This window comes from Micromonospora sp. NPDC049497 (assembly GCF_044465805.1).
Lineage (GTDB): Bacteria > Actinomycetota > Actinomycetes > Mycobacteriales > Micromonosporaceae > Micromonospora.
This window is the reverse complement of record NZ_JBITMC010000009.1, coordinates 62465-82638: the sequence shown is the minus strand read 5'-3', so window position 1 is coordinate 82638 and position 20174 is coordinate 62465. Positions and strand designations below refer to the sequence as shown.

Annotated in this window: 16 protein-coding genes and 1 pseudogene; 9 read left to right on the top strand and 8 right to left on the bottom strand. The window is 72.8% G+C overall.

All coding sequences use genetic code 11. The features are described from left to right. Positions 1 to 56: 56 nt before the first annotated feature. Together ACIBR0_RS15005 and ACIBR0_RS15000 are read left to right on the top strand one after the other, a co-directional pair. Positions 57 to 3008: a hypothetical protein gene (locus ACIBR0_RS15005; RefSeq protein ID WP_396715867.1), complete on the top strand. Its 2952-nt coding sequence runs from the start codon at positions 57 to 59 to the stop codon at positions 3006 to 3008. A gap of 10 nt (positions 3009 to 3018) precedes the next feature. Continuing rightward, entirely contained in the window at positions 3019 to 4653 is a 1635-nt protein-coding gene (locus ACIBR0_RS15000) for a flavin monoamine oxidase family protein (RefSeq protein ID WP_396715865.1), read from the top strand. Between the two features lie 22 nt (positions 4654 to 4675). On the opposite strand, the gene ACIBR0_RS14995 is transcribed toward ACIBR0_RS15000, so the two are convergent. Beyond that, positions 4676 to 4942: a helix-turn-helix domain-containing protein gene (locus tag ACIBR0_RS14995; RefSeq protein WP_396715863.1), complete on the bottom strand. Its 267-nt coding sequence runs from the start codon at positions 4940 to 4942 to the stop codon at positions 4676 to 4678. A 75-nt stretch (positions 4943 to 5017) separates the two neighbouring features. Here ACIBR0_RS14995 and map point away from each other — a divergent pair, with 75 nt between their 5' ends. The 5 genes and pseudogenes from map to ACIBR0_RS14970 form a co-directional block, all read left to right on the top strand. Beyond that, positions 5018 to 5836, top strand: coding sequence for a type I methionyl aminopeptidase (gene map, locus ACIBR0_RS14990; protein WP_396715861.1), 819 nt, complete (start codon positions 5018 to 5020; stop codon positions 5834 to 5836). A gap of 10 nt (positions 5837 to 5846) precedes the next feature. After that, entirely contained in the window at positions 5847 to 6497 is a 651-nt protein-coding gene (locus ACIBR0_RS14985; protein WP_396715859.1) for a LysE family translocator, read from the top strand. A gap of 67 nt (positions 6498 to 6564) precedes the next feature. Next, the gene (locus ACIBR0_RS14980; protein WP_396715857.1) at positions 6565 to 7269 is read left to right on the top strand and encodes a hypothetical protein; all 705 of its coding nucleotides are present in this window, start codon (positions 6565 to 6567) and stop codon (positions 7267 to 7269) included. Continuing rightward, positions 7266 to 7640 carry a transcriptional regulator gene (locus ACIBR0_RS14975; RefSeq protein WP_396715855.1) on the top strand — a complete coding sequence of 125 codons (375 nt, stop codon included), beginning with the start codon at positions 7266 to 7268 and terminating at the stop codon, positions 7638 to 7640. Before ACIBR0_RS14980 ends, ACIBR0_RS14975 begins: the two co-directional genes overlap by 4 nt. A 132-nt stretch (positions 7641 to 7772) precedes the next feature. Then, a pseudogene (locus ACIBR0_RS14970) lies at positions 7773 to 8771 on the top strand (aminoglycoside phosphotransferase family protein); the annotation flags it as partial. Between the two features lie 311 nt (positions 8772 to 9082). Here the strand turns inward: ACIBR0_RS14970 and ACIBR0_RS14965 are convergent. Next, positions 9083 to 9436, bottom strand: coding sequence for a nuclear transport factor 2 family protein (locus ACIBR0_RS14965; RefSeq protein WP_396716070.1), 354 nt, complete (start codon positions 9434 to 9436; stop codon positions 9083 to 9085). Between the two features lie 597 nt (positions 9437 to 10033). Here ACIBR0_RS14965 and ACIBR0_RS14960 point away from each other — a divergent pair. Further along, entirely contained in the window at positions 10034 to 11575 is a 1542-nt protein-coding gene (locus ACIBR0_RS14960; protein WP_396715853.1) for a vanadium-dependent haloperoxidase, read from the top strand. Here the strand turns inward: ACIBR0_RS14960 and ACIBR0_RS14955 are convergent. From ACIBR0_RS14955 to ACIBR0_RS14930, 6 genes are read right to left on the bottom strand one after another with little or no spacing between them, the layout of a single operon-like run. Further along, positions 11541 to 12029: an SRPBCC family protein gene (locus tag ACIBR0_RS14955; RefSeq protein WP_396715851.1), complete on the bottom strand. Its 489-nt coding sequence runs from the start codon at positions 12027 to 12029 to the stop codon at positions 11541 to 11543. The two genes, ACIBR0_RS14960 and ACIBR0_RS14955, sit on opposite strands and share 35 nt — an antisense overlap. Continuing rightward, positions 12026 to 12958: a TauD/TfdA family dioxygenase gene (locus tag ACIBR0_RS14950; protein ID WP_396715849.1), complete on the bottom strand. Its 933-nt coding sequence runs from the start codon at positions 12956 to 12958 to the stop codon at positions 12026 to 12028. Before ACIBR0_RS14950 ends, ACIBR0_RS14955 begins: the two co-directional genes overlap by 4 nt. Next, positions 12955 to 14580 carry an AMP-binding protein gene (locus ACIBR0_RS14945; protein WP_396715847.1) on the bottom strand — a complete coding sequence of 542 codons (1626 nt, stop codon included), beginning with the start codon at positions 14578 to 14580 and terminating at the stop codon, positions 12955 to 12957. The genes ACIBR0_RS14950 and ACIBR0_RS14945 overlap by 4 nt, the downstream gene beginning before the upstream one ends. Then, the gene (locus ACIBR0_RS14940; RefSeq protein ID WP_396715845.1) at positions 14570 to 15283 is read right to left on the bottom strand and encodes a thermostable hemolysin; all 714 of its coding nucleotides are present in this window, start codon (positions 15281 to 15283) and stop codon (positions 14570 to 14572) included. Before ACIBR0_RS14940 ends, ACIBR0_RS14945 begins: the two co-directional genes overlap by 11 nt. Further along, positions 15280 to 16659 (bottom strand): aspartate aminotransferase family protein, encoded by a 1380-nt coding sequence (locus ACIBR0_RS14935; RefSeq protein ID WP_396715843.1) that lies wholly within the window; start codon positions 16657 to 16659, stop codon positions 15280 to 15282. The genes ACIBR0_RS14940 and ACIBR0_RS14935 overlap by 4 nt, the downstream gene beginning before the upstream one ends. Then, positions 16656 to 17906 (bottom strand): aminotransferase class III-fold pyridoxal phosphate-dependent enzyme, encoded by a 1251-nt coding sequence (locus ACIBR0_RS14930; protein WP_396715841.1) that lies wholly within the window; start codon positions 17904 to 17906, stop codon positions 16656 to 16658. The genes ACIBR0_RS14935 and ACIBR0_RS14930 overlap by 4 nt, the downstream gene beginning before the upstream one ends. Before the next feature lie 420 nt (positions 17907 to 18326). On the opposite strand from ACIBR0_RS14930, the gene ACIBR0_RS14925 reads away from it, so the two are divergent. Then, the gene (locus tag ACIBR0_RS14925) at positions 18327 to 19676 is read left to right on the top strand and encodes an FAD-binding oxidoreductase (protein ID WP_396715839.1); all 1350 of its coding nucleotides are present in this window, start codon (positions 18327 to 18329) and stop codon (positions 19674 to 19676) included. Positions 19677 to 20174 lie beyond the last annotated feature (498 nt).

Genomic DNA, 20174 nt, shown 5'->3' with positions numbered 1-20174 from the left:
TGACGGGCTACCGACAGAGCTGTGCCGCGCCCGTCGACGCGGGCTCACCATGAGGCATGGCCATCACGCCGTCCGAGGTCTTCAAGTTCGTCGCCGTACGCCCGGTTCAGCTCGCGACCGAGCAGGAGGGTCGGGTCGTGGTGATCCGCGACCCACGGGCGGCCGACGCCGCCGGCCGCAAGAAGCTCGTCGCCTTCGCCCGGCAGTACTCGTCCCGGGACCTGGCGGTGCGGGGGTGGGCCCAGCTCGATCTGACGCCGTTCGCCGGGCTCGTCGACGGTCGCCGTCGCCTGGTCCAGGCGTACGCGTCGCTCCGGCCGGGTGAGCCGGTGCCGCCGGCGGCGCAGCTCGTCGGCGACGCCGGCCTCGCCGACGTCGACCCGAACGACCGGCGGGCGTCCGACCAGCTCTGGGACGCCCTCTACGTCGCACACGCCACCGGCCCGGAGGCCGGCGTCCGGCTGGACGGACCGACCGCGGCGTTGCGCGCGCTGCACTTCCTGCGCCTCCTGGCGGAGACGCCCAACCCCAGCCGGTCGCTGGCGTTGCGGGCGCTCGGCGCCACCCCGGCGATCGCGCCGGAGGTCGACGAGATGCTGCGTCCGTCGAGGGCCAGCGGCCGGGTCGCCGGGACGGCGACTCCGGAGACCCCGCCGAGCGGGGCCGACCGGTCCGCCACCGAGGCGGCGCGTCGGATCGTCGACGAGGTACGGATGACCCGCGACCTGCTCGACCGGCTCGGCGGGGCGACGGCGGCCGACCCGCGTACGGTCAGCGGTCCGGTTACCACATTCGGGGCGCTGTCCCGGCAGAACCTGTCGATGAGCACCACCGTGTCGGCCGGGGAGGTCCTCGGTGCCGACCTGGCGCCCCGGGTCGCGACCTTCCTCGACCGGGTGAAGGTCGGCACGGACACGCCGGTCGTGGAGGCGCGCCACAAGCTCGACCGACACCTGGCGGGGCTGGGGGAGCGCACGCTCAGCCGGGCCGGGGACCCGGCGTTCCAGGACGCGCTGGCCGACCTCGTCGAGTCGGGAGAGCTGATCTTTCCGTTCCCGCTGCCGACACCGCCGGCTCCCACGCCGGCCGCGGTCGACCCGGGCACCGCCGCCGACGTAGACGTGCACGGGCGCATCCGTCCGCTGGGCATCGGCGACCTCAAGGTGGTCAAGCAGACGCTGCTGGCGTACCAGCCGGGCGAGGTGGCGTACATCGAGAACGTGCTGGCCCGGGAGTCGAAGTCGCGGGTGCACCGGACGCTGCACCGCACCCAGGTCACGCTGGTCTCCTCGGAGGAGGAGACGCGGGTGTCCGAGCGGGACACCCAGTCGACCGACCGGTACGAGTTGAAGCGGGAAGCCGGCAACACCATCAAGGAGGACATGAGCGTCCGCGCGGGGCTGCAGGTGACCGCCTCGTACGGGCCGGTCGTCGCCACCGCCTCCGGCGACTTCGCGTACTCCACCTCCAAGGAGGAGAGCCAGAAGGCGTCGAGCACCTTCGCGCGGGAGGTGATCGAGCGGTCGGTCTCGAAGGTCCAGGTCAAGACGCTCACGTCGCGGACGGCCACCACGACGGACGAGACGGAGGAGACGAGCACCCACGGCGTCGACAACACCGGCGGTGCCGAGCACGTCGTCGGGGTCTACCGCTGGGTGGACAAGCGGTACCGGGCCCAGGTGCACAACTACGGCTCCCGCCTGCTGCTCGAGTTCGTCGTTCCCGAGCCCGCCGCCTTCTACCGGGCGGCGCGCTCCGGCAGTCGCGTTGAGGTGGACGCGCAGCCGCCGGTGCCGTTCCTCAACGACCTGACCCCCTTCCTGCCCCGGCGCTACTGGAGCCGTTTGGCCGCCGACGACCTGAGCGAGGGCAACTACCAGCGGTACGCGGCCCGGTACGGCGCCACCGGCCTGACGCCCCCGCCCCCGGCGACGACTTACATCAGCACCTCGCTGATGAAGGACGGCCTCGACGAGGGCAAGTCGATCGCCATGACGAGCAAGGACTTCGTGGTGCCCGAGGGCTACACGCTGGAGTCGCACGAGATCGCCGTCTCGGTGCTCTGGACGAACTACCCGAAGCTCACGGTGCAGGTGGGCGGGCGGATCTACACCGTCGTCAACGACGGGAGCGGGGGCCACGCCCGACTCGTCACCCGGCCGGCGGCGCCCGTCGGCGGTGGCGGCGGCACGCTGCCCGGCACGGCCACCGGGTCCGTTGCGGTCGGCGTGGCCGCGTACGACGTGCGGGCGTTCGCGCTGAACGTCCAGGGTGTGTGCCGTCGGGACGACGCCGCGTACGCCAAGTGGCAGCACCAGACGTACGACAAGATCCAGGCCGCGTACCAGGCGCTCCAGACGGCGTACGACCAGAAGCTGGCCACGGCGAACCAGGCGGCGCGGGACGCGGCCGTGGTGGGTCAGAACCCGGCGCTCAACCGGCAGATCGAGCAGACCGAGCTGAAGAAGCTCTGCATCACCATGATGACCGGCCAGCACTTCGGGCAGTTCGGGGCCGTCACCGACCCGCCCGACGCCCCGACCCACCATCCCGAGGTCGACGTGCTCGAGGCCCTGCGCGAGGGACCGGTCGTGCAGTTCTTCGAGCAGGCCTTCGAGTGGGAGCAGATGACCTACCTGTTCTACCCGTACTTCTGGGGCAGCAAGCGGAAGTGGGTGCAGCTCACCGGTGTCGCGGACCCGGACCCGCTGTTCCAGCGGTTCCTCACCGCCGGTTCCTGCCGCGTCGTGGTGCCGGTGCCCATCGCGTACGTCGACGCGGTGCTCTACCTGTTGCAGTCCCGGGCCGCCGACCTCGCCGACAAGGTGTGGGGCGGCGGTGACCCGCCCACCCTCGACTCCGACCTCTACGTCTCGCTCGCGGAGGAGTTCCGCAACCAGACCGACGACCTGGGTGGCGCCGTGCCGGAGGGCGAGCCCTGGGAGTTCACCCTGCCGACCACCCTCGTCTGGCTCCAGCCGGACGGCACCCTGCCCAGCTTCGTCTGAGCGGCACGCCATGGTGCGCTCCGCCCACGTCCCTCTCGGCGACGACGACTACCTCGACGAGGCCGAACGCCGCCGACGGTCCCGGGCCAAGCAGGAGGAGGCCCGCCGGCGCGGGCTGACACCGGACTGGTTCCTGGAGGCCCGGGGACGGCTCTGCCTGCCCGATCGGGGCGTACGGGTGGCGGTCGTCGGAGCCGGCTTCGCCGGGCTGATGGCGGCCTGGTACCTCGACCGGTGCGGGGTGCAGGTCACCGTCTTCGAGGCCTCGAACCGGATCGGCGGCCGGGTGGTCACCGACCGCACGTTCGTCCGCCCCCACTACGTGGAGGCGGGAGCGGAGCTGATCGGGGAGAACCATCCTCTCTGGCTTGATCTGGCCGCCCGGTTCCACCTTCCACTCGAGGAGATCAGCGAGTATCCGGACGCCCGGCTCCGGTTCCAGGGCCGGGACCTCACCCCCGCCCAGCGGCAGCGGATGGACACCGAGGTCGCCCAGCTGCAACGCCGACTCGGCGCGCTCGCCGTCACCGTCAGCGAGACCGAGCCGTGGTTGGACCCGTCCGCGCCCGCCTGGGACCGGCTCTCGGTCGACCAGGGGCTCGCCCTGGCGCTGGGCGGCCGGCGCCCCGGCCCGCTCGCCCGGCAGTGGTTTGCCTTCACTCTCGGCAACGACAACTGCGCCCCGACCGGGCAGCAGAGCTTCCTCGGGTTGATCGGCTCGATCAGCGCCGCCCGGATGGGCAGCGACACGCCCGGCATGCGCGGGTACTGGCTCTCCACCGAGACGCACCGCTGCGTCGGCGGCAACGACCTGCTCGGCGCCGCCCTCGCCGCCGACCTGCACCGGCGTGGGTTGATCCGCCTCGACACGGCGGTCACCGCCGTCCACATCGAGCCGGCTCTCGTGCCACCGGTCGCCGTCACCTTCCGGCAACGCCGGCCGGGCGGGCAGGCGACGAGCGGCGCCGCCCGGTTCGACCACGTCGTGCTCACCGCGCCGCCCACGGTCTGGAGCGGCCTGACCGTCACCCCACCGTTCCCCGCTGGTGGCCGGACGTTGACCCACGGGCCGGCGGTCAAGTTCATCACCCGCTATCCGACCCGGTTCTGGGAGCAGCAGCCGGTTCCGGAGCGGTACCCCGGAGCGCGGTGGGACGAGATGGGATCGCTGTGGGAGGGCACGGACAACCAGGGGCCGAGGCACACACCGCCCCGGCCCGATCCGGCGCAGGGGCCGTTCGCCCTCTCCGTCTTCTCCGGCGGGCAGTACGTGCAGCGCCAAGCCGACTACCCGGGCAAGGTCGCCACGATGTTCCCGCACGGACAGCCCGCCGGGACGCTCTTCGTCAACTGGCCGGCCGTGCCGCACATCATGACCGGATACGCCGTCCCCACCGTCGGCCAGGCCGCCCGGATCTTCCCCGCGCAGCTCCAGCCGCACCACGGGCACCTCTACTTCGCCGGTGAGCAGACGTCGCCGGGCTTCTTCGGCTACATGGAGGGCGCGTTGCAGTCGGGCGGACGGGCCGCCCGGGACATCCTGCGCCGGGTCGCGGTGCCGTGCCCGACCCGCCTCGCGCGCGGCTCGGACTACCGCGGTGGCGGCGGCGCGTCCGGTGGAGGCGGCGCCAGCGACACGTGGTGAGTTGCTGCGGGGCGGCTGGTCTCTAGGACGCCTGGCGGACGGGCATGTCGGCCAGCCAGACGTCGGCCAGCTCGCCGAGGGGGACGTCGAGGGCCTGGCTGAGGCAGACCACGGTGCCGAACGCCGGTGCGGGAAGGCGACCCGCCTCGATCTTGCGCAGCGTCTCGGGGGAGATGCCGGCTGCCAGGGCCACCTCGACGAGGCTGCGGCCGGCCCGCGCCGCCCGGAGGGCGACTCCGAGGCGCTGGCCGGCGGCGACCTGTTCGGCGGTGAGTGGTTGGCGAACCATGCCCGCAGGATATCCCTCCGGAGATCCCCGACCTAGCGTGGTATAAAAATACCGCATACGGAGAGGGAGGCTGTCGTGATCGAGCTCAAGTCCGCCGAGGAGATCGGCCGGATGGCGGTGGCCGGCCAGTTCGTCGGCGAACTGCTCGCCGAGTTGAGCGGTGTCGCCGCGGTCGGCGTCAACCTGATGGACCTCGAACACCACGCCCGCCGCCGGATCGCCGAACGCGGCGCCCAATCCTGCTACTGGGACTACGCCCCCTCGTTCGGCCGCGGCCCGTTCCGCAACGTCCTGTGCCTGTCGGTCAACGACGCGGTGCTGCACGGCCTGCCGCACGACTACGTGTTGCGGGACGGTGACCTGCTCAGCATCGACATGGCCGTCGGCATCGACGGCTGGGTCGCCGACTCCGCGCTCTCCGTCGTCGTCGGCACCCCCGACCCGGCCGACCTGAAGCTGATCGAGGCCACCGAGGTCGCTCTGGAGGCCGGCATCGCCGCCGCCCAGCCCGGCGGTCGCCTCGGCGACGTCTCCGCCGCGATCGGCGACGTCGCCCGCTCCTACGGCTATCGCGTCAACGGCGAGTTCGGCGGCCACGGCATCGGCCGCACCATGCACGAGGCTCCGCACGTGGCCAACGACGGCCGCCCCCGTCGCGGCATGAAGCTCGCTCCCGGTCTCACCATCGCCATCGAGCCCTGGTTCTGCCGCTCCACCGACAAGATCACGTTTGACGACGACGGCTGGACGATCCGCTCCGCCGACGGCTCCCGCACCGCCCACTCCGAACACACCGTCGCCATCACGGCTTCCGGCCCCCGGGTCCTGACCCCTCGGCCCACCCGCGCCGCCAGCTCGGCCGACCCCACCACTGCCCGACAGGCGCCGGCATAGCATCGTGTTCATGATCAGCCTCGGCGCTCTGGTAGGTATCGCCCTCGTGGCACTGGGACTCGTCCTCACGCCCGGCCCGAACATGCTGTACCTGGTGTCACGGTCCATCACGCAGGGACGCCGGGCCGGTCTGATCTCGCTGGCCGGCGTCGCCGCGGGCTTCGGTGTCTACCTGTTGGCCGCCGTCGGGGGGATCGCGGTGGTGTTCGTGCTGGTCCCGGCGCTGTACACGGCGGTGAAGCTCGCCGGCGCCGCGTACCTGCTCTTCCTGGCCTGGCGGACCGTGCGTCCCGGGGGCCGGTCACCCTTCGACCCGCAGCCGCTGCCGCCCGACGGTCCGCGGCGACTGTTCACGATGGGCCTGGTGACGAACCTGCTCAACCCCAAGATCGCCGTGCTGTACGTGGCGCTGCTACCGCAGTTCGTCGAGCCGGGGCGCGGCTCGGTCGCCACGCAGAGCCTCCTGCTCGGGATCACGCAGATCGCCGTGGCGCTGACCGTGAACACGTTGATCGTGCTCGGTGCCGGCTCGGTCGCGGCCTTCCTGCGCGGCCGTCCGACCTGGCAGCGCGTCCAGCGGTACGTCATGGGAACCGTCCTCGCCGGCCTGGCGGTGCGGATCGCCGCCGACCGTTCCCGAGCGGCGGTGATCACGCCCTAGCTACGCCGAGCGGCCCAGGATGCGGTTGGGGCTAGCGCCAATAGGTTTGTTATGGAAACCTGTTGGCATGACTTCCAACGCGGTTCCTGCCGACGGCGATCCCCACCGGCTCCTGGCTGAAATGCGCGACCTCGCGCGCCGAGTACGGCTGACCCAGCGGGTGACGTGGCTCCCGCTGCTGGTGCTGGCCGTGGTGACCTTCGGCGCGATTCTCGCCTCCGGGTGGGGTCCCACGGTCACCAGCGACTGCCGCGCGGTGGACGGCGCTCAGGTGTGCAAGGTCTGGGAACCGGTCCCGCAGCTCTACTGGCTGGCGGCGCTGCTCCTGGCGTACGTGGTGATCGCCGGCGGATACCTGCGCGTGGCCCGGGCCCGTGGAGTGGACGCCCGGGTGCGACCGTACGTGCTCACCGGTGTCGCGCTCACGGTCGTGCTGTTCGCCGCCCTCGCCGCCGGCGCCGGGGCGTGGATCGTCCCCGCCCCGCAGCTCGTCGACCCGTCCACCCCCGTCCAGGTCCTGTTCCGACTGCTCACCCCGGCCGGCGGGATCGGGCTCGCCCTGCTGGTGCTCGCCTGGCTGGAACGGCACCCCGCGCTGCTGGTGTTCGCCCTCGGGTACCTGACGGTGGTGCTCGTGCCGATCACCTTCGGCTGGGGAGCCCACTGGGGCGGCCGGTGGCAGTCGGCGCCCATGCTGGTCGTCACCGGCGGCCTGCTGCTGCTGGGCAGCGTCGGCTTCGCGCTCGCCCAGCGGCTGCGGCGATCCCGATGACCGACCCCGCCGGCAACCCCGCGCCGGACGAGACCGCACCCGCGCACCCGGTCACCGACATCGACGACGTGGTGCACCAGCGGGTCCGGCTCGGCATCCTCACCATCGCGCACGAGGCCCGCCGGGTCGAGTTCGGCTTCCTGCGCACCCAGCTCGACCTGACCGCCGGCAACCTCTCCAAGCACCTGAGCGTGCTGGAGACGGCCGGCCTGATCGGGGTCGAGAAGGGCTACGAGGGTCGGCGCGGCCGTACCTGGATCACGCTGACCCCCGCCGGCAGCGCCGCACTCGCCGAGGAGATCACGCGGCTGAAGCTGCTCATCGCGCGAGTCGAGAGCACCGACACCCCGCAGGAACGACCACCGCGCTGACCACGAACGACAACCACGGACGGTCCCGCGCCGGGTCTCCCGGCACGGGACCGCGCTGTCGGCCGCGAGCGTTAATGCTTTGCCGTCCGATATGCGCTCGCTCCAAGCGAGGACCGACGGTAGCGTGCCGGCGTGTCCCGAACCGTGACCCTCGTGCTGGTCGACTCCGTCGGCACGCCGCTGGGCGCTCTGCCGCCGTTCGACGTGCCCGTGCCGTGGTGGCAGGAGGTCGGCGACGTGGTGGCGGAGGCCCGCCGGCGGTACGGCGTCGAGGTGACCGTCCTGCGCCTGCTCGCCGGAGACCTGCCGCGAGCGGTCGGCGGCCCGGTGACGTACCTCGGACAGGTCGGTGACCCACCCGCCACGCCGCTCGTCGCGGCGCACGTCGACCTGGCGCCGGACCCGCTGCGCGCGCCCTACGCCGAACCCGGCGGCCCGGCGCGCAGCCTGGCCTGGGCCACCGAGGAGTTGCGACGGCTCGCACGGCCGGTGGAGACCGCCACCCAGCAGCGCACCTGGAACCTGTCGGCGATCTGGCGGCTCGACGGCCCGTCCGGGACGGCCTGGCTGAAGCAGGTGCCGGTCTTCTTCCGGCACGAGGCCGCGGTGCTGCGCTGGCTCGGCCGGACGGTGCCGGGGCGGACCTCGACGCTGCTCGCCGACGACGGCGACGGTCGGATGCTGCTCGACCACGTGCCGGGGGAGGACCGCTACGGGGCGGGCGCCGACGAGCGGCTGCCCATGGTCGCCGACATCCACGCGGTGCACCTGCGGTCCGTCCCCGACGTGGATGAACTGGTGGCGGCGGGCGTGCCGGACCTGCGCGGGCACACCCTGGCCGGCTGGATCCGCGACTGGCTGGCCGCCTACGACACCTCGTCGGTGGACCACCTGCTCGCGGGGCTGGAGGCGCGGTTGGCGGAGGTGCGTGGATGTGGACTGCCGGAGACGCTGGTCCACGGCGACCTGCACCCCGGCAACGTCCGCGCCGGCTCCGGACGGAGGGTGATCATCGACTGGGGGGACGCGTTCGTCGGGCACCCGGCCTTCGACGTCCTGCGGTTGGTCGAAGGGCTCGACGCCGCCTCGTCGGTGCCGGTGGTCGAGGAATGGTGTGCGCGGTGGCGGGCCGGCCTGCCCGGGTGCGACCCGGACCGGGCCGTGGAACTGCTGCGACCGGTGGCGGCGCTCCGGATGGCGGCGGTGTACGCGATGTTCCTCGCCGGGATCGAGGCGAGCGAACGGGTCTACCACGCCACGGACGTCGACGCCTGTCTCGCGGGGGCGCTCGGGCAGGTCGCCGGCATGAGTGCCACCGTCGCGAGGTCCGGCCTGGACGCGTCAACCCTTCACGCTTCGTCAACCGGTCAGGGCCCCGGGCGGGGCTGCGGCGCCCCGGTCCGGGGCGCCCCGGGGGGAGGATGTCGAGCAGCGCCGAGAAGTCAGCTCACCGTCTCGCCGCGGCTGGCCCGGACGATGCCGTCGGTGTCGGAGATGCCCTCGCCCTTGATCACCTTGCCGTCGCGCAGCGTCCAGAAGTGCACGAAGCGCACGGTGAACTCGCCGCCGCTGCGGAAGTGGCCGTACCACCAGCCGATGGCCGCGGCCCAGTCGTCGCCGGAGACCCGGATCTCCTCGACGTCGAACCGGTTGTCGTCGAGCATGGCCAGGGCCCCGGTGAAGTACGCCATCGCTCCGTCCAGCCCGCTGTAGTGGCCGGTCGACCACGGCAGCGACTTCGGGGTGACGATTTCCGCGTCGGGGTGGAACAGGCTGACCACCGCCGGCGCGTCCATCCGCTTCAAGCCGTCGTAGAGCGCCTCCACGACCGTCTCGACCCGTTCCGTCATGCGATTCCTCCCCGGAGTGTGGCCGCCCCATCCGGGGCGGGCGGTGCGCCGGTCCGTCCACCGCGACGATGCGCCGACGCGTGCGTCGACCTCAGCCAAACGCAGCCGACCAGAGTGGACAACCCCTAGCCCGGGCCGGACGGCCCCTAACCAACCGGTTGCGCTGCCCGCCGGGAACGCTGACCGACGGGTAACGCTGGCCGGTCGGGCAACTGGCGGCGGGTCGTTCGGACACGGTTCGCGGTAGGCCGTCCCCGCAGCAATCTGGGAGAAGACAGTGATGGTCCTCACTCCCAGGATGAGAACCGCGCCTGGGGACGGCCCGTTCGCCTCCCGACGTCGGTCCGGCTGTCTCGGACCGATCCGACCGTTCTCGTCGGATCTCGCCCGCCACCCCGGTCACGCGGCCGGGTGCCGCCTCCATCCACGCCGGTATCGCGTGTCCGGCCCCGTCCCGGCGTGCCACGCCGGCCGGCGGCGGCCCGGTCCAGAAATTCGCTCGCGCCGGCCGATCGCCGGCGCCCTCCCCGTGAAGGACGACTCATGCAGGACTACTGGCTGGCCCGGTTGCGCCAGCACGCCACCTCCCGCCGCGCGGTGCTGTTCGGCGCGGCCGGTGCCGGCGTCGGCCTGGCCCTCAGCGGGACCAGTGCCGCCTCGGCCGCCGCGCCGTCCGAGACCGCCACCGAGCTGCCGCCGTTCGACTTCGACAAGGGCAACGCCGCCGAGTCGGTGCTCGGGCCATTCGCCGGTCCGGCGGTCTACGCCACCGTCGCGCCGAGTGACGCGACCCTGATCATCCGGTTCGCGAACCTGCTGGAGATCTGCTGGTTCGACGCGATCGCCCCCTACCACCCGACGGCGGTGGGCATCTACTCCCAACTGCCCCGCCGGCCCCGCGCGGAGGCGGCGACCAACCGCTACAAGAACATCGCCATCCTGTACGCCTCGTTCCGGGTGTTCAACAGCCTGATGCCGCAGTTCGCCAAGACCTGGCGGGAGATGCTCCAGTCGGTCGGCCTGGACCCGGCCGACGACAGCACCGACCCGAGCACCCCGGTCGGCATCGGCAACCTCGCCGGCCACGGCGTGGTGACCGGGCGCGAGCACGACGGCATGAACCAGCTCGGCGACCACGACGGCCGGATCTACCACCGCCAGCCGTACGACGACTACACCGGCTACCGACCCCGCAACACCGCGGACGAACTGGTCGACCCGTCGCACTGGCAGCCGGCCATCGTCACCAAGGGCAACGGCATCTTCCAGATCCAGAAGTTCGTCACCCCGCAGCTGAAGCACGTCACCCCGTACAGCTACCCCGACCCGGCGGCGTTCCGGCTGCCGGCACCGACCGCCAGCGACCACCGCAACAGGGCGGCCTACAAGGCGCAGGTGGACGACATGCTGGCCACCTCCGCCGGCCTCACCGACGAGCAGAAGATGAAGGCGGAGTTCTTCGACGACAAGTTCGCCAGCCTCGGACTCGCCGTCGGGGCGGCGATCCAGAACGCCGGGCTGGACCTGGACGCCTGGGTGCACCTGCACGCGGCGGTGGAGACCGCCACCTTCGACGCCGCCATCGCCGCCTGGCACAACAAGACCATCCACGACGCGGTACGCCCGTTCAGCGCGGTCCACCACGTGTACCGGGGCCGGACGGTGACCGCCTGGGGCGGGCCCGGCAAGGGCAGGGTGACCGACCTGCCCGCCGAGCAGTGGCGCGGCTACCTGTTGGTGGCCGACCACGCCGAGTATCCCTCCGGCTCGACCGCGCTCTGCGCCGCCGAGGTGCAGGCGGCCCGCCGGTTCCTCGGCACCGACCAGGTGCACTTCCGGTTCGAGCGGCCGGCCGGTTCCTCGATCATCGAGCCGGGCCTCACTCCGCGCGAGGACCTCGTGCTGAGCTGGGACACCTGGACCGACTGGATGCACGACTGCGGGATGAGCCGCTACTGGGGCGGGGTGCACTTCCTACCCGCGATCAAGGCCTCGTGGGAGATCGGCCGGAAGGTCGGCGACCGAGCGTTCGAGTTCGTGCAGCGGCAGATCAACGGTGAGGCGGTGCTGCGCACTCGACGGTAGCCCGGAGCGCTGCCAGAGTCCGCCGCATGCCGTCGCGGTTGTGTCGGGACCGGTCGCGGACACCCGACGTCAGGGCGCTGACCCGGCGTCGGGCCGGTCCGCGACGGTCCCACCACGACTGGACGACCTCCGTCCCGGCGCCGTCCGGGGCGGAGGTCAGGTCGAACCGCCAACTGGAGACCAACGCGCCGGCCAGCCGGACGTCGAAGCCGAAGCGGCGACCGGGGTCGGCGTCGGTCACCGTGCACCGGGTCGTCCAGGAGCGCCACCGGCCGAGCCGGTTGTGGCCGCGGAAGGTGCTGCCCACGGTGAGCGACGAGCCCGGGTCGTCGTCGAGCGTGGCGCCGACGCACTCCGGGCTCCATTCACCCATCCGCCGGACGTCGCTGACCGCCGCGTACACCGCGGCGGCCGGCGCCCGGACGGTGATCCGTTCCTGGACGACGTGCGTCATACCGCCGCGCGGAGGTCGTCGGACAGATAGCTCTGCGCGTTGTAGATGGTGCGGGCCGGGTCGAGGATCCGCCGGCGGCCGTGCATCACCCGGGTGTTGTCGATGAGCGCCACGTCCCCATCCTGCCAGGCGAGGTCCTCGGTGAGGGCCGCCGTGCGCTCCTCCGTCTCGCGCATCAGCTCGGCGGCGAACTCGGTGCCGTCGGCGAACGTGATCCGCGGCTTCTCGTAGTTGTAGGACGGGCCCAGGATGCTGTTGGCGAACGCGAGGCGGGAGCCGAACAGGGTCGCGTGTGCGGCCGGAACCTGGAACTCGTAGCGGATCGCGCCGCCGTCCAGCGGCTCGATCAGGGTCTTCCCCGGCCCGGTGGCCAGCCCCCGCATGTCGTCCACGGTGATCTCGTCGGCCGGCTTGGCGTCGCCGAGCTGGTGGCGGACGAACGCCTTCCAACGGTCCTCCTCGACCCGGCGGCTGTACGCGATGTCCTGTGCGGTGAACTGCGCCCGGGTTTCCTCGCTGAACTCGTCCCAGACCCGGTACCCGTCGCAGACCGTTGTCTCCGAACCCTCCGCCGCCGCCTTCTCGCAGAAGAACCAGGTCAGGTCGGGGGCGAACGGGCTGTTGCCGTTCTCGATGTGCAGGCCGATCGCGTCCGTGCCGGCGTCCACCTTCTGCGCCACGTCCCCGCCGTGGAACTCGCGGGCCGGGTCCAGGGTGATCCGGCCGGAGACCGCGTGCACCAGGGCGGAGAAGAGCTCCAGGTCGGCGCGGAAGCCGCGGAACACGATGAAGCCCGACTCGCGCAGCAGCCGGACGGTCACCAGCGGGTCGAGGTCGGTGAGCGCGGCGGTCGCCGGGGCGGTGCAGAGCAGCCCGTTGCCGGCGCCGTAGCGGCTCATGGCGAAGGTTGTGGTCAGCATTGCGGTCATCTCCCGAGGGTGGTCTCAAAGGGGGTGGGGGTCGACGGCGGCCGGTCGGCCGGCGGGTCCAGCGGCCGGCAGGGCAGCCGTCCGTCGGCGATGGCCGCCCTGATCTCGTCCCGCCGGGGACGGCCGGTCACGGTGAAGTACCGGCCGTACAGGTCGTCGTCGGCGGGTAGCAGGCAGGCGGCGGAGACCCGCTCCACCGCGGAGAGCCGCTCCGCACCGAGGGCGGCGAGGCCGTGTCGGGCGGCCGTCTCGTCAGTCCCGTCAGCGATGAGGAAGAGGCCGTGCAGCGTCTGCATCCCGTCGCCCACCACCGCGCCGGCCCGGACGAACGGCAGCGTCGCGTACTGCGCCTCCACCCACTCCGGAGCGATGTTGCGTCCCGCCGAGGTGACGATGACGTTCTTCTTGCGGCCGACGATGCGGATGTGGCCGGTCTCCTCGATCTCGGCCAGATCGCCGGTGTGCAACCAGCCGTCCGCGTCGACCAGACACGCGGACGGGTCGGTGCCGGTGTAGCCGGCGAACAGCGACGAGCTGCGCACCAGCAGTTCGCCGTCGTCGGCCAGGCGCACCTCGACGTGGTCCAGCGGCTGCCCGACGGTACCGATCCGCCGGTTGCCCGGGACGTTCCAGGAGACGGTCGAGCTGTTCTCGCTCAGCCCGTAGCCCTCGTAGACGGTCAGGCCGTGCCGGTCCAGCCGGTGCAGCGTGCTGACGTCGACCGGCGCGCCGCCGCAGCAGATCAGCGGCGCCTCGTCCCGCCCGAAGAGCTCCCGGACCACGGGTTGGCCCTGTGCCGCGACCAGGTCCGCCCGGTCGGCCAGTTCCTCGGCCAGGGCGGGCGTGGCCACCAGCGCGGTCGGTCGGGCGGTCGGGGTGTAGCGCAGCACCGCGCCGGCCGCGAACGACGAGGTGCCGACGAGCGGCTCGTCCGGGGGCAGCAGCATGACCGTGCCGCCGTGACAGATCACCAGGTAGATCGCCGCGACCTGCTCGATCAGCAGGCTGAACGGGACCAGCGACAGGTAGCGGGTGTACGCGTCGGCCGGCATGACCCGGTCCAGCGACCGGATCAGCGCGTCCAGGCCGGCGCCCCGGATGCGGACGCCCTTGGGACGGGAGGTGGTGCCGGAGGTGTGCACCACCTTGCAGATCGCCTGCTCGTCGCGCCACGGGGAGTCGGGCCACGGCGGAGCCGCCACGGACGCCTCGGCAACCAGGTCGGCCAGCTCAACCGGGACCACCCGGCAGCCCGCCGGAAGCACCCGCCCGGCGCCCCACTCCGCCAGCCGCCGCCGGCCCGCCTCGTCGACCAGGCAGATGGTGGCCTCCTGCAGCAGACTGCCCGCCTGCTCGGCGGTGAACGCCAGCGGTACGGGCACCTCCACCGCGCCGGAGAGCAGCAGTGCGAGGTCGGCGACCACGAACTCGGCGGTGTTGCCGGTGAGTACCCCGACCACCGGCCGGGTCTGCGCCAGCCGGAGCAGAGCGGACAGCACGCGGGCGGCACCGACGGCGTCCCGGTAGGACAGCACGGCGGTCGGCCGTCCGTCGTGGTCCAGCGCCTCCACCAGGGTGCGCCCGTCGGCGGCCAGGCGGGTCAGCCGTTCCTCAACGAGCATCGGTCATCGCCTCCCGGGGCAGCGTGCGGCGCAGGGCGACGTCGAGGTTGAGGAAGCGGTACCGGCCGGTGCAGGCACGGACCAGATCGCCGATCCGGTCCAGCGGCACCAGGCCGGTGGTCGGCGCGTGGTCGTAGTAGGTGCCCCAGCGCCTCCGCTCGCTGGGGGTCATCCACGTCGGCCGGGCCCGACCCAGGGCCAGGAACGGCACCCCGAACTGCGGTAGCGCCGCGGCCAGCGCACCGGTCGCCGTGCAGAGCGCATAGCGCATGCCCTGGCACCAGGCGAGCAGCGGCAGCAGGCGGATCAGCTCCGCGCCGCTGCCGCCGACCGCCACGAAGGAGCCGACCTCCACCACGTCGTCGCGGGACACCGGTGCCCCGGCGACCCGCTGGAGGGCCTCCTCCAACGAGTGGTCCAGGTAGCGCTCGGAGAAGAAGCCGCGGGGCGAGTTGAAGGTCATGCCGCCGCAGGCCACGATCTCCTCGAGCCGGTCGGGCCGGTGCCGGGCGGCCAGCACGAAGCAGTCCGGTGACGGGTCGATGAGGGCGCCGTAGATCTCGGCGTAACCGGCGCGGACGAAAGCGCTGGCCGCGTCCCATTCCGGCGACGGAGGGCTCGTCACGCGCACCCGCAGCGGGTCGGCGTCGATGGTCGCTGCCGCCGGCGCCGCCGGGGCGGTGGCGGATCGGGTGATCGTCATGCCGCCTGCCAGTCCATCCGGATCGGGGATCTGTTCATCCGCAGGAGCAGCCGCGGGGGCAGCCGGTACTGCCGGCGCAGCAACGCGGTCGCCGCGCGGGTCATCGCACGGGGTTGCCGGTCGAGCCAGGTCAGCGTCTCCTCGAGCGCGGCGAGCGCCTGGTCGATCTCCTCGGCGGTGCAGGTCAGTGGCGGGTACATGCGCAGCACCGGCTCGGCGATCTGCTCGTTGAGCGAGTGCCCGGTGTGCACACCCCGCTGTCCCATGCCGATCGACACCATCAGCTCCACCGCCGGGTTGGCCGTCCGCAGGCCGGCCATCAGCCCGATCCCCGGCGCCCCCCGCAGGTGCTTCGGGTGCCGGCGTACGGCCTCTGCCAGGCCGCCGGTGAGGCGGGGGCCCAGCTCGGCTGCCCGGTACGGCAGATCGCGGGCGCGTACCTCCTCGACGGTGGCCGCCGCGGCGGCCACCGCGACGCCGGTGACCGCGGTGCCCGAGGTCAGCAGGGACGGGTGCCAGCGGGGGTGCCCGGCGGCGTCGTCGGCCACCGCGGCGCTGAGCGCGCAGACGCCGATCGGTACGAATCCGCCGGTGAGCGCCTTGGAGAGCAGCATGACGTCGGGCCGAACGCCGTCGTGCTCGACCGCGAACATCCGGCCGGTGCGGCCGAACCCGGTCTGGATCTCGTCGGCCACGAAGAGGGTGTCGGTGGCCGCGCAGGCCTCGGCGACCTCGCGGACGTACCCCGGTGGCGGGACCGTGAGGTGCGCACCGCCCAGCACCGGCTCCAGGAACACCGCCGCCACCGAACCGGCCGCCACCTCCGCGCGCACCGCCGCGGCATCGCCGTACGGCACGACGACGAGGCGGTCGCCGAGCGGTTCGAACGGGGTGCGGTGATTGCCCTGGCCGAGCAGCGAGAGGGCCGCCAGTGTCTTGCCGTGGTAGCTGCCGTCGGCCACCACGATCCGGTGCCGGTCGGGCCGGGCCAGCTGGACCGCGCGCAGTGCCGTCTCGGCGATCTCCGCGCCCGAGCAGCCCAGCACGAAGCGGTCGAGCCCGGCCGGCAGGATCTCGCGCAGCGCGCGGACCAACGCGGCGGTCGCCGGGTGCACCGTGCCGGGCGGTGCCGCCGGGGCCTGGCGCAGCGCCTCGGTGACCGCCGCAGCGACCCGCGGGTTGCCGTGCCCGACCAGGAAGACGCCGTAGCTCGCGGCGAAGTCGAGGGCGTCGGTGCCGTCCTCCGCGTACACCCGGCTGCCGCTGGCGTGGCTCTCTACCGGCCGCCCCGCGGCGGCCAGCATGGTCGCGGCGGTGGGGTTCCAGTGCCGGCCCAGCGCGGAGAAGATCTGCTGCCGGTCGTCCAGCGAGGTCATGCGCGTACCTCCTGCCCGGCGTCGGGCCAGGTCGTGGCGAACCGGCCACCGGCGGTGGTGACCCGGTCGAGGAGTTCGGTCACGTCCTCGGGCGCGGCGGTGAGCGGGGGCAGTACAGCGACCACGTCCCCGTCCGGCGGGCGCACCAGCACGCGCTCCCGGGTCAGCTCCGCGGCCAGCGCCCGCGCGGCGGCGGGCGTGGCGAGCCGCAGCCAGACCAGGGCGCCGTCGGCCCCCATGTCGGTCACCGCGCCGGTACCGACCAGCGGGGCCAGCCGTGACCGGGCGAGGTTCTCCACCGCCCGCTGCCCGTCGGCCAGTCGCTCGTCGTCGCAGACGGCCAGCACGGCCGCGACGGCCGCGGCGGAGAGTGGACTGGCGCCGAAGGTCGACCCGTGCAGGCTCGGGTTGCGGCGGGCGTAGACCCGGTCGTAGGTGTCCCGACCGGTGACCACACACCCGACTGGAACCGCGTCGGCGCCGAGCGTCTCGCCGAGCACCAGGGCGTCCGGCGCGGCCGGCAGCCGGTCGGCGGCGAGGCCGACGCCGAGCCGGGCGGGCCCGGTGAGCCGCTCGTCGAGCACCAGCAACGCCCCGCTCCGGTCGCAGGCCGCCCGGAGCCGGCGCCACCAGCCGGCGGTCAGGTCGGCCAGCCGGCGGCCCGGGGCGGCCGGCGCCACCACCACCGCCGCGACGTCGTCGCGCACGCGGGCGACCAGCTCGTCCGGGCGGTCGCGGGGCACGGCCACCGGACGCAGCGGCTGGTCAGGCAGGACCGCGAAGCCGTGCGTCAGCGACAGGCCGTGCAGGAGCGTGCCGTGGTCGGCGCCGGCGAAGCCGACGACGAGGCGACGGCGCGGATGGGTGCCCTTGGCGAGCTTGAGCGCGGAGTCCAGGGCCTCGGCGCCGCTGTTGCAGAGATACGACACGGTCAGCGGGTCCGGGCAGAGCCGGTGCAGCGCGGTCACCGCCTCGGCCAGCGGCCGGCTGACCAGGATCCGGCTGGACAGGGCGGTGCGCCCGGCCTGCGCGACGAGCCGCTCGGTCACCGTCGGGTGGCCGGGACCGAAGCCGGCCGAGGCCGCGTCGAGCCACGAGGAGCCGTCGGCCGCCTCGATCCTGGCGCCGACCTGGCGTCGGATCACCGGCGCCTCCGGTCCGGGGGCGCCCAGCAGGTGCCGGCGGACGACGGCGACGTCGTCGAGGTCGGGCGCGTCGCGGGCATTCAGATGCGACTTGGTTGTCATGAGTCACCAATCACGGCCGCCGAGCACGTGCGGAAAAGGGCGGGCCGGTGCGGGCTCAGGCGCTGCGGAATGGACGCGGGCGCGCCGATGGCCCGGTCGGCCCGCTTCAGCATGTCGGCCGATCGCCGAGAAGTCTTCGCGCAGGTTGCTCTCTTCGGGCCCGTCGGCGGGTTCCGGTCGCCGGAGTGCCCTGGAAAGCGGACGAAATCCCAGGTCGAAGACCGATACGCAGGGTGTACGCCGGAGTGGTGTGCGGGCTGGGTGACATTCACCCGTCGCCTTCCGGACATCTGCGGGACGGATGCCCGCCATTTGCCGTATGCTGCCTCTCTGTCGTGCCGGAAGGAGGTTCGACAGAGTATGTTTCCCATGCGGGTTAAGTAGTCTCGAATCCTCCGGCCGCCGATTATGGTGGCTGCCATGAATGGGTTCTCAGGAGCGGTCCACCGTCCCGGCGACGCCGGCTACGACACACACCGCTCCGGGTACAACCGGGTCATCGAGCACAAGCCCGCCCGGGTGATCGAGGCGGTGGACGCCGACGACGTGGCCGCCGCGGTGCTCCTCGCCGCCGCCGAGGAGCGGCCGGTCGCCGTGCAGGCGACCGGGCATGGTCCGGCGGTGCCGGCCGACGACGCGGTGCTGGTCCACACGGGACGCATGACCGGGGTGCGCGTCGACCCGACCGCGCGTACGGCCCGGCTGGCGGCCGGGGTGCGGTGGCGCGACGTGCTGGCCGTGACGGTCCCGCACGGCCTCGCGCCGCTGAACGGCTCCAGCCCGGTGGTCGGCGCGGTCGGCTACACCACCGGCGGCGGGATCGGCATGCTCGGCCGGCGGCACGGCTTCGCCGCGGACCACGTGCGGGCCGTCGACCTGGTGACCGCCGACGGCCGGCTGCGGCACCTCACCGCGGCGCACGAGCCGGACCTGTTCTGGGCGGTGCGCGGCGGCAAGGGCAACTTCGGCGTGGTCACCGCGATCGAGATCGGCCTGTTCCCGGTCACCCAGCTCTACGGCGGCGGCCTGTACTTCGGCGCCGAGGCGGCACCCGACGCCCTGCACGCGTACGCCGAGTGGACCCGGACCGTGCCCGACGAGATGACCTCCTCGGTGCTGATGGTCATGGTGCCGGACATCGAGGCCGCGCCCGCGCCGCTGCGCGGGCGGTACGTGATGCACCTGCGGATCGCCTGGTGCGGCGCGCCCGAGCAGGGGGAGCGGCTGGTGGCGCCGCTGCGGGCGGCCGCGTCCCCGCTGATGGACACCCTCGGGGTGCTGCCGTACGAGCGGGTCGGATCGATCCACCACGAGCCCACCGAACCGGCGGCGAGCTACGGCCGCAACGTCACACTGCGCGCTCTGGCGCCGGACACGGTGGCGGCGCTGCTGGCGGCGGCCGGTCCGGACGCCGGCGCCCCGTACGCGGTGGAGCTGCGCCACCTGGGCGGGGCGTACGCTCGCCCACCGGCGGTGCCGAACGCGGTCGGCGGCCGGGACGCGGTGTTCAGCCTCTCCTCGATGTCGCTGGCCAACGGCGTCGACCTGGACGCGCTGCGGGCGGCCCACGAGGGCCTGCACGAGCGGCTGCGGCCATGGCTGGCCCCGGGCCTGTTCAATTTTCTGGGCGTGCACGACGCCACCGAGGAGACCGTGCGGGCGGCGTTCGACCCCACCGCGTACGAGCGGCTGGTGGCCGTCAAGACCGAGTACGACCCGGGGAACATGTTCCGGATCAACCACAATATCCCACCACGCGCGTCCGCGTGAATGCGCCGCGTGAATCTGCCGCGGGAAACGTTCACCGGCATTTCGCCGGGCCCGACGAGCCGTCCGGTAAACAGTGCCGACGGCAGTGTTTCCAGCAGATGTCGCTTCCGGTTGAATGCCGCATACCCCCCATGCGACGTTTGTCGGGAGTGCGACCCAAATAGCCCGTGGTCGATGACTACCCACCGCAGGTGATTCCTTACCGTAGCAATATGGGAGTGGCTGCGGATGCGCCTTCCCTGGGAGAGTCTTCTCCGATCCTGCCGATGCCGTCGGCACCGGGGCCGGTGCTTCACCGTCGCCACGCCGACCCGCCCGCGCGGCATCGCCGAAAGGAAACGCAGAGCGACAAAAAAAGAACCAGAATCAACAGTACGCAATTGGGGCGTCCGGATTCCGACCGTATCCTGCCGGTTTTCGGGCCCCCATCCAAAAGCCCACCGGGATGACGTTCGGACGGCTCGGCCCACGCGCCTGTGCGGGTCGACCGTCCGGGCG